This window comes from Streptomyces ziwulingensis, assembly GCF_039542605.1.
In the GTDB taxonomy this organism is placed as follows: Bacteria; Actinomycetota; Actinomycetes; order Streptomycetales; family Streptomycetaceae; genus Streptomyces; species Streptomyces ziwulingensis.
Genome location: NZ_BAABIG010000024.1, coordinates 44,668 through 53,671, shown reverse-complemented (window position 1 = coordinate 53,671; position 9,004 = coordinate 44,668). Strand labels below are relative to the sequence as shown.

Below are 9,004 nucleotides of genomic sequence, written 5' to 3'. Positions count from 1 at the left end.
GGTGGGGGACGGCGCCCGTACGGACGCCGCCCCCACCCCCCGGCGCGGCGTCAGGAGGCGGGCTGCTCCACCTTGGTGGCGGTCCTGCCGTCCACGGCCGCCGCGAGCTGCGGCACCAGCCGCTCGATCACGTACGGCAGGCTCAGCGCGGAGACGAAGGAGGTGGCGTTGCCGTAGTCGCCCGACTCGTTCACGAAGACCTCCCGCCCCTCCTTCACCACACCCAGGTCCTTGTACGAGGCGTCCTTGTGCAGCTTGGCGCTGTCCTTGGCGACATCGCCCGCGATCCACACCACGGCGTCCTGGTCGAGCAGGTCGGTGCGCTCCTTGCTGATGTTCGCCCCGAACCGGTCCCCGATCGCCTTGTCCAGACCGGCCGGCAGCTTGAAGCCCAGGTCGGTCAGGATGCGCGAGCGCGCGTCCTGGCTGCCGAAGACGAACATGCCCTCGTACGGTGTGGCCATCACGGCACTGGCACCGGCGAACTCGGGATGCTCCTTCGCCGCGGCGTCGATGGCGTCCTCGGTGGCGCCGACGACCTTCGCGGCCTGCTCCGGCTCGCCCAGCGCCCGGCCGACCGTCTCGGTCAGCTCCTGCCAGGGGACGCCGTAGTCGTTGTACTCCTCGGGCTGGGCGATCACCGGCGCGAACGCGGACAGGGACTCGTACTGCTCCTTGGTGAGCCCGCCGTACACGGCGAGGATCAGGTCCGGCTTGAGGGCGGCGATCCGCTCCACCTGGGGTCCGGTGCCGGTGTCCTTGAGCACGGTCGGCGGCTCGGCGCCGCCCAGCTTGTCCGCGGCCCAGGGGCCGATGGCGCCCTGGTAGCCGCCCAGCCATTCGGTGGTGCCGACCGGGACCTTGCCGAGCGCCAGGACGGCGTCCTGGTCGGTGAGCCCGACCGTGACGATCCGCTTCGGCTCGGACTCGACCGTGGTCGAGCCGTACTTGTGGGCGACGGTGACCGGGAACGCGGAGTTCTCGGAGGCACTCGACTGGGTGCCGGACCCCGAGCCGTCGGAGCCCGAGTCGGAGTCGCCCGAGCCGCAGGCGGTGGCGGCCGTGAGCAGCAGCAGGGCGGAGGTGAGCGTGGCGGCGAGCCGCGGAGCTCTGCGGGAGCGGAACATCGGTGGTCCTTCGCTTCGGTGTCCTGTGGAGCGGGGCGGTGCGGGGGGTGGCGGGACTTGCGGGGGGTTCGGGAGGCGGGACGGGCCCGCCCGGCTAGGCGCGGGGGGGCCGGGTGTCGCGGGTGTCGCGGTTGTCGGACCAGGCGGCCCAGAGCGCCGCGTAGCCGCCCCCGGCGGCGCGGAGTTCGTCGTGCGTGCCGCTCTCCACGATCCGCCCGGCGTCCATGACGACGACGCGGTCGGCGGTCGCGGCCTGGCTCAGGCGGTGGGCGACGATCAGCGCCGTGCGGCCGTCCACGGCCCGGGCGACCGCCTTCTCCAGGGCCCGCGCACCGGCGCTGCCCGCCTCGGCGGTGGCCTCGTCCAGGACCACCACGGGCGGGTCGGCGAGGATCAGCCGGGCCAGCGCCAGCGCCTGCGTCCGGCCCCCGGTGAGCCGGTGGCCGCCGGCGCCGACCACCGTCGCCAGTCCGTCGGGGAGGGCCTCGGCCCAGCCGAGGGCGTCGACCCGGTCGAGGGCCGCGCGCAGCTCGTCGTCGGTGGCGTCGGGCCTGGCCAGCCGCAGGTCGTCGGAGAGCGGGCCCGCGAAGACATGGGTCTCCTGGGTGAGCAGGGCGACCGTGCGGCGGGCGGCGGCCGGGTCCAGCTCCGCCGGGGCGACCCCGCCGACCAGCACGGTGCCCGACGTCGGCGGCTGGATGCCCGCCACCAGCCGGGCCAGGGTCGTCTTGCCGGCCCCGCTGGCGCCGACCAGCGCCACCCGCTCGCCGTGCCGGATCGTCAGATCGACGTCGTGCAGCACCGGGTGACCCGGCCGGTAGGCGTGGCCGAGGCCGCGCACGCTGACCTCGGCCCGTGCCGCGGGCAGCGCAGGCGCCGGCCCCGTCACCGGCTCCAGGTCGGTGACGCCGACCAGCCGGGCCAGGCTCGCCGTCGCCGACTGGGCGTCGTCGAGCAGGGCGAGGGCGGCGTTGACGGGGCCGAACAGGCTGTGGAAGTACAGGGCCGCCGCGGTCGCGGTGCCCACGCTCGCCGAGCCCCGGCCGACCAGCCAGTACCCGGTGACGAGCACGGCGGCGAGCCCCAGGTACTCGGCGACGTGCAGCCGGCCGTAGAAGCCCACGACCAGCCGGACCCCGCGCACGGTCAGCGCCACCAGCGCCCGGGACCGCCCCACGACCCGCTCGGTGTGCTCCTGTTCCAGCCGGAACGCCCGTACGGTCGCGCTGCCGGTGACCGTGTCGAGCAGTTGCTGCTGCTGGGCGCTGCCCGCCACCCGCTGCTCGGCGTAGAGCGGGACGGCACGGGCGATGTACCAGCGCGCGGTGGCCGCCTGCACGGGCACCGCGAGCAGCGCGGCGAGCAGGAACCGCCAGTCCAGCAGGGCCATCGCGGCGAGGGTGAGGACGATGGTGAGCAGCGAACGCGCCAGCTCGGGCAGGGCGTTGCGCACCGCCTCGGCGATGAGCGACACGTCGGCGGTGACCCGCGCGGTCAGGTCCCCGGCGCCGGCCTTCTCGATCCGCTCCAGCGGCAGGGTGAGGGCGCGGGCGACGAACTTCTCCCGCAACCGGGCCAGGGTCGTCTCACCGAGCCGGGAGACCAGCGACAGCCCGAGTCCGGCGGTGACACCCTGCACCGCGGCCACCGCCGCCAGCAGCGCGGCGGTGACGGTGAGGGCGTCCACCGGACCGCGGTCGGCGGCGAGGTCCACGATCCGGCCCAGCAGCGGCTGCACCAGCAGGCCCACGGCGGTCGAACCGACCAGCACCGCGGCCGCGGCGACCAGCAGTGGCCGTTGCGGACGCAGCAGCGCGGCGACGGCGGCACGGGTACGGGCCGGGGTGGCGACGGGCAGCAGCACCGGTCCGGCCGTACCGCCGGTCCCCCTCGCGCTTGCGGAAGGAGGAACGCTCATGCCAGTACCGCCGTCCGGTAGGCCGCGCAGGTCCGGGCCAGTTCCTCGTGGCGGCCGCGCGCGGTGACACGGCCGCCGTCGAGCAGTACCACCCGGTCGGTCACGGCCAGCAGCGCCGGACTCGTGGTCACCAGGAGTGTGGTGCGGCCCCGGCGCAGCTCCCGGGTCCCGGCCGCGATCCGCGCCTCGGTGACCGCGTCGACGGCCGTCGCCGGTTCGTGCAGCACGAGGACGGGGGCGTCGGCGGCAAGCGCCCGGGCCAGGGCGACCCGCTGCCGCTGCCCTCCGGAGAGCGAGTGCCCGCGCGCGGTGACGGCGGTGTCCCCGCCGTCCGGCAGCGTACGCACCACCTCGTCGGTCCCGGAGGCCGTGAGGGCGGCGGCGACCGGGGCGCCGTCCGGGGCGGCGGCGGTGACGTTCTGAAGCACCGTGCCCTCGAACAGCTCCGCGTCGTGCTCGGCGACCAGGAGCGCCGCCCGGGTCCGGGCGAGGGACGGCCCGGTCAGCGCCGTCCCGTCCAGTTCCACCGCCCCCGACGCGGGGTCGGCGCGGCGGGCCAGGCAGCGCAGCAGCGCCGACGCGTCGGCGGGATCGGGGGCGACCACGCCGACCGTCTCGCCGGGAGCGATGTCGAGGTCCACGTCGTGGAGGGACGCGTACGACAGGTGACGCAGCCGCAGCCCGCCGGCGACCGGGCGTGGTACGTCAGCCTCCGGCGACGCCGTCCGCACGGCGGGCGGGGCGTCGAGGACGGCCGCGATCCGGGCGGCCGAGGCGCGTCCCTGTGCCACCTCCGCGTAGACCCAGGAGAACTCGGAGAGCGGGCCGACGAGGAACAGGGCGAGCGCGACGCAGGAGACCAGTTCGCCGAGCCCGATGTCGCCGCGGACCGCCAGCCGCCCGCCGACCAGTGCGATCAGGGCGAGGAACGAGCCCGTGAGCACGGTCACCACCCCGCTCTGCCAGGCTTCGGCGCGCGCCGCGCGCAAGGTGGCGTGCAGGGAGTGGTGGCTGATGTGCCGGTAACGGGCGACGGCCGCGCGCTCGGCGCCGATCCCCTTGAGCACCCGCAACCCGGCCACCAGGTCCGCCGCCACACCCGAGGCGTGCGCCGCGCGCTCCTGCTCGGTTCCGCTGCGCCGCTCCAGGGGCTTGCTCAGCAGATGCCCCAGCCACAGCAGCAGGGGCGTGCCCAGCAGGACGAGCAGACCCAGCGGCAGGGAGATGCTCAGCAGGACGGCGGCGGCGACGGCCAGGCCCGTCGAGGCGGCGACGGCGACGACCACCGCCATCGTCACGGCACCGACCCGGCGGGCGTCCTCGGTGGCGATGTTCGCCAGTTCGCCCGGCAACCGGTCGTCGTCCGCGCCGCCTTCGGGAGCGAGGACCCGGCCGGTCAACTCGGCCCGCAGCCCGTGCGCCGAGCTGAGGGAGGCCCGCTCCCCGGCCAGGGCGCTGAAGCGGAAACTGAGCGAGAGGCCGACGTAGACGGCGGCCAGTGTGGCGAGCCACCGCAGGAGACCGCCGGCATCGCGGTCCACCACGCCCTCCTCGACGGCCAGGCCGATCAGTGCCGGCACGAGCGCCTCGCCCGCCTGGTGTCCCATGCCCAGCACCGCGCCGACGCCGACGTCCCGGCGTTGCCCGGCCACCGCGCGCCGCAGGACGTCCCGTCCCCGCGGGTCCGCTTTCCTCACCTGTTCCTCCGGAGCGGCAGTCACAGTGCCCAGACATCCGACCCACAAACTTAGGTAAGGCTAACCACAAGTGCCATGTTCTGCCAGCCCTTTGGGGGATCGGCACGTGCGGGGCCGGGGCCGGGGCACTGTCAGTGCCGGATGCGAGGGTTGGCGTATGAATGAGGAGGACTTCATGCGCGGTCGGGTCTACGGCGCCGACCACGGCGACCCCGGACCCCGCGCGGGCCGGGACTACGCGCAGTTGGTGGGCGGCCCGTTGGACGGTCTGCTCCTGGACGTCACCGACGCCCGCGCCGACGGCGGCGGGACCGGCACGCGCTCCGGCGTGACCCTGGCCACGGAGATAGGCCGCTACGGCCCCGGAGGCCGCGCGCTCTACACCCCCAGGCCGGACGGCAGGCACTACGACTGGCAGGGCGACATCCCGTGAGAGGGGACAGGGGGGTACGCGGGGGAGCGCTGGGGGAGTGAGGGGAGCGGGTGAGCGGGTGGGCGGGAATGGCCGGACCGGGGGCCGTGTTGTACCGGGCGTGAATGACATGGTCGGGTCAGGTGAGACCCGGACCGTGCGAAAGGAGTCACCGTGGCACGCACCACCGCACGTCCCGTCGTCAAGCTCAGGTCGACAGCGGGAACCGGCGTCACCTACGTGACGCGCAAGAACCGGCTGAACGACCCCGACCGGATGGTCCTGCGCAAGTACGACCCGGTCGCCAGGGAGCACGTCCCGTTCCGCGAAGAGCGCTGAACCGTCGCCGCCGCCCGCCCCGGACCGGGGCGGGCGGCGGTCCGTCCACCGGGGTGTGAGGCAGATCACCAGGGAAAGCCGGAGCCCGGCAATTCGGACAGCGCTGCGGTTACCGAATATCGGACGCCCCGCGTCCAGCCTTTGGAATCCGCGACGCGAAGCGATGCGGAACCTTGGAAGATGAGGGAGACGCGCGTCCAGGCCCGTTGAACAGACGGCACGACGGCGGTGGAAAGGGCGCTTCACTGAAGCGTCGCCACGGAAACCGCAGGACTTAACGTCTCGTTCATGACTCAGCTCGACGTACGGCCCCAGGGGTCCGACAAGGGTGCCGGGTCCTCCGCCGACGACGACATGCGTGCGAAGGGCCTGAACGGCAACTCCATGGGCCTGCTGGGCAGCGCGGTCATCGGTGTCTCGACCGTGGCCCCGGTGTACTGCCTCACCTCCACCCTCGGCTCGACCGCGGGCGAGGTCGGCCCGCAGATGCCGGCCGTCTTCCTGGCCGGTTTCCTGCCGATGCTGCTGGTGGCCTTCGCCTACCGCGAGCTGAACAAGGCGATGCCGGACTGCGGCACCTCGTTCACCTGGACGGTCAAGGCGTTCGGCCCGCGCGTGGGCTGGATGTGCGGCTGGGGCCTGGTGATCGCCACCATCATCGTGCTGTCCAACCTGGCGGGCGTGGCGACCTCGTACTTCTGGCTGCTCGCCGGAGAGGTCACCGGAAGCGACTCGGTGGCGGCGCTCGATGACCACAAGGCCGTCCACATCGTGACCTGCCTGGCCCTGATCGCGATCGCCACGGTCATCAGCTATCGCGGTATGACCGCCACCAAGGGACTGCAGTACGCGCTGGTGGCACTGCAACTGGTGGTCCTCGCGGTCTTCGTGGCGATGGCCTTCGGCAAGGCGGGGAGCGTCGACTTCCCGACCTCGGTGCCGTTCTCCTGGTCCTGGCTGAACCCGTTCGCCGTCCAGTCGTTCGGCACGTTCACCGCGGGCCTGTCACTGTCCATCTTCATGTACTGGGGCTGGGACGCCTGCCTGACGGCGAACGAGGAGACCAGCGGCAGCAGCAGCACACCGGGCCGCGCCGCCCTCGTCGCCATGGTCGTCCTGGTCGGCTCCTACCTGGCCACGGGTGTCGCGGCGCAGATGGTGGCCGGCTCCGGTGACAGCGGACTCGGCCTGGCCAACCCCGACACCTCCGACAACGTGTTCGCCGCGCTGGCCGGTCCGGTGATGGGCCCCGGGCTCGGCATCCTGCTCTTCCTCGCCGTCCTCGCCTCGGCCGCCGCCAGCCTCCAGACGACGTTCATCCCCGTCGCCCGTACGGTCCTGGCCATGTCGACCTACCGGGCGCTGCCCGCCTCCTACGCCGAGGTCCACCCGCGCTTTCGCACCCCCGGCCGCGCCACCGTCACCGCGGGCGTCGCCACCGGCGTGTTCTACACGGCCATGACCCTGGTCAGTGAACACGTCCTGGTCGACACGATCTACGCGCTCGGCCTGATGATCTGCTTCTACTACGCGCTCACCGCCTTCGCCTGCGCCTGGTACTTCCGCGCCGACCTGACGAAGTCCGGCCGCGACCTGATGTTCAAGGGGCTCTTCCCGGTCCTCGGGGGAGTACTGCTCACGGCGGTGTTCGCCAAGACGCTGGTCGACATGTGGGACCCGGCCTACGGCAGCGGGTCCTCCGTCCTCGGCGTCGGCTCGGTCTTCGTGATCGGCGTGGGTCTGCTCGCCCTCGGCGCGGTCCTCATGGAGGTCATGCGCCGGCGCAGCCCGGCCTTCTTCCGCGGCGAGGTGCTCACCAAGTCGACACCGGCCCTGGTCGCCGAGGACTGAGCGGCCGCCGGCGGACCGGACCAGGGCCGGTCGTGCGTGCCGGGCGCCGCGTCCGGGGCGCGATCCGAACGACAGGCTCTGGTCCCCCTGCCACCGGGCGGGAACCCGTGAGGTGACAGGGGGACGAGGCCGGGGGTTCAGGCCGCCGCGGCGAAGGCGGTGCTGATCGCGGTGTCGGTGCGGGCGTGGACCACGAGGCGGGCGCCGCGGGTGTCCGCGTTGTTCTCCAGCATGCGCCGGACGGGCGCGCTGTGGGTGACGACCGACATCAGGATGCCGAGGCGGCTGCAGAGCTGGTGGGCCCGGAGCACGGCACTGACCGCCGCACCGCCGGCTGCCTCGTCGGTGAGTTCGACGACGACAGGGCTGGTGCGGTGGGCGTCCACCACATCCGCGATCCTGTTGGCCAGCTCGGCCCGTCCGTCGATGCCGGGGTCCTGGTCCACCGTGATGACCAGTACCTCGTGCTTCAGGCAGTAAGACAGCATTGCAGCCTCCGATCCCACCGCGTGTGCCCGGTGTCTCCAGCAGTGAGGGTGCCCCGAAGTGAGCATGCGATGCCCCCGTGATCGGCGCGAGGCGGATGCGGGCCGCGTACCGCCCGGCCGCCCAGTCTGGTGGGAGCGCCACGGTGGTGCCACGCTGGTGGCAGCGGGGTCCGAGGTCCTTGGCGTCCGTCCGACGAAATCTCCCTCGCCGCGCGGCGTCCGGCACGCGATCCGACCGAGCCCGGGAGGAAGCCGATGGGACGCGACGTTCCGACTCTGGTCTGCACACGGGAGGACCGCCGCCGGTACCGGATCACGATGCAGGAGTGCCTCGACGTCCTCGCCCTGATGCCGCGCGAGTCGCGGTTCGAGGCGGAGCGGCCCCCCGGGTGGGGCTGGAGATCGAACTCAGCCTGGTCGACGCCGAGGCGGAACCCGCCCTGGGCATGCTGGACCGCGGCGACCTCCCCGAACTGGGCGAGCTGACCCTGCACAACGCCCCGGTCCACACCTGGCCCGTCGACTGACCGGGCGCGGTCACGAGCGCGCGGTCAGGAGGGCGCGGTCAGGAGGGCGCGGTCAGGAGGGCGCGGCCTCGGCCTGCCGGAGGCGGGAGCGGAGCGTGCCCGCGAACTCCTCGGCGCGGGAGAGCCGCACCCGCAGGTCGTCGATCTTCCGGCCGGCGGCCGTCTCGAAGCCGCGCACCCGGTCCAGCAGTACGGCCCGTTCGGCGTCGGACAGGTCACCGTCGCCGTCGAGGCGGTCGGTGGCGTCCAGCAGGTCCCGCATCTCCTCCAGGGTGAAGCCGAGCGGCTTCATCCGGCGGATCACCATCAGCCGGTCCACGTCCCGGTCCGTGTAGAGCCGGAAGCCGCCCTGGGAGCGGGCGGACGGGAGCACCAGGCCGGCCTCCTCGTAGTGGCGGATGGTGCGCAACGACAGCTCCGTACGCGCGGCGACCTCACCGATCTGCATGTGCTGCCTGCCGTCCACGTCCTTCGGCGCCGCCCCCGCGCCCCCTACGCCCGTAGCCCCTACGCCCGCAGCCCCCACGTCCGCAGCCCCCAGGTCCGCAGCCCCCAGATCCGTAGCTTCCGTGCCCTTCGGCACCACGTCCGGCGGCCCCGCGTCCATCGAATCCAAGGCCCGTCCCGTCCCGTTCCGTAGCGTCG

The 9,004-nt window shown here is 73.5% G+C and carries 8 protein-coding genes and 1 pseudogene; 4 read left to right on the top strand and 5 right to left on the bottom strand.

Annotated elements, in window-relative coordinates; all coding sequences use genetic code 11:
• Nucleotides 1-50: 50 nt before the first annotated feature.
• The 3 genes from ABEB00_RS14010 to ABEB00_RS14000 form a co-directional block, all read right to left on the bottom strand.
• The gene (locus ABEB00_RS14010; RefSeq protein WP_345619875.1) at nucleotides 51-1,127 is read right to left on the bottom strand and encodes an iron-siderophore ABC transporter substrate-binding protein; all 1,077 of its coding nucleotides are present in this window, start codon (nucleotides 1,125-1,127) and stop codon (nucleotides 51-53) included.
• Nucleotides 1,128-1,221: 94 nt separating this feature from the next.
• Complete coding sequence (locus tag ABEB00_RS14005; RefSeq protein WP_345619874.1) at nucleotides 1,222-3,045, bottom strand: ABC transporter ATP-binding protein; 1,824 nt, start codon at nucleotides 3,043-3,045, stop codon at nucleotides 1,222-1,224.
• Nucleotides 3,042-4,742 (bottom strand): ABC transporter ATP-binding protein, encoded by a 1,701-nt coding sequence (locus tag ABEB00_RS14000; protein ID WP_345619873.1) that lies wholly within the window; start codon nucleotides 4,740-4,742, stop codon nucleotides 3,042-3,044. Before ABEB00_RS14000 ends, ABEB00_RS14005 begins: the two co-directional genes overlap by 4 nt.
• 157 nt (nucleotides 4,743-4,899) lie before the next feature.
• On the opposite strand from ABEB00_RS14000, the gene ABEB00_RS13995 reads away from it, so the two are divergent.
• The 3 genes from ABEB00_RS13995 to ABEB00_RS13985 all read left to right on the top strand — a co-directional run bounded on the left by ABEB00_RS13995 (nucleotide 4,900) and on the right by ABEB00_RS13985 (nucleotide 7,344).
• Nucleotides 4,900-5,175 (top strand): hypothetical protein, encoded by a 276-nt coding sequence (locus ABEB00_RS13995; protein ID WP_345619872.1) that lies wholly within the window; start codon nucleotides 4,900-4,902, stop codon nucleotides 5,173-5,175.
• A gap of 153 nt (nucleotides 5,176-5,328) precedes the next feature.
• On the top strand, nucleotides 5,329-5,493 hold the full coding sequence (gene rpmG / locus ABEB00_RS13990; RefSeq protein WP_345619871.1) for a 50S ribosomal protein L33: 165 nt from the start codon (nucleotides 5,329-5,331) through the stop codon (nucleotides 5,491-5,493).
• 288 nt (nucleotides 5,494-5,781) lie between these two features.
• Nucleotides 5,782-7,344 (top strand): APC family permease, encoded by a 1,563-nt coding sequence (locus tag ABEB00_RS13985; protein ID WP_345619870.1) that lies wholly within the window; start codon nucleotides 5,782-5,784, stop codon nucleotides 7,342-7,344.
• A 137-nt stretch (nucleotides 7,345-7,481) separates the two neighbouring features.
• Here ABEB00_RS13985 and ABEB00_RS13980 read toward each other — a convergent pair whose 3' ends face one another.
• Nucleotides 7,482-7,832 (bottom strand): hypothetical protein, encoded by a 351-nt coding sequence (locus ABEB00_RS13980; RefSeq protein ID WP_345619869.1) that lies wholly within the window; start codon nucleotides 7,830-7,832, stop codon nucleotides 7,482-7,484.
• Nucleotides 7,833-8,087: 255 nt separating this feature from the next.
• On the opposite strand from ABEB00_RS13980, the pseudogene ABEB00_RS13975 reads away from it, so the two are divergent.
• Nucleotides 8,088-8,275 (top strand): annotated as a pseudogene (locus tag ABEB00_RS13975) (glutamate--cysteine ligase); the annotation flags it as partial.
• A 136-nt stretch (nucleotides 8,276-8,411) separates the two neighbouring features.
• Here ABEB00_RS13975 and ABEB00_RS13970 read toward each other — a convergent pair.
• Nucleotides 8,412-8,807 carry a MerR family transcriptional regulator gene (locus tag ABEB00_RS13970; protein ID WP_425586489.1) on the bottom strand — a complete coding sequence of 132 codons (396 nt, stop codon included), beginning with the start codon at nucleotides 8,805-8,807 and terminating at the stop codon, nucleotides 8,412-8,414.
• Nucleotides 8,808-9,004 lie beyond the last annotated feature (197 nt).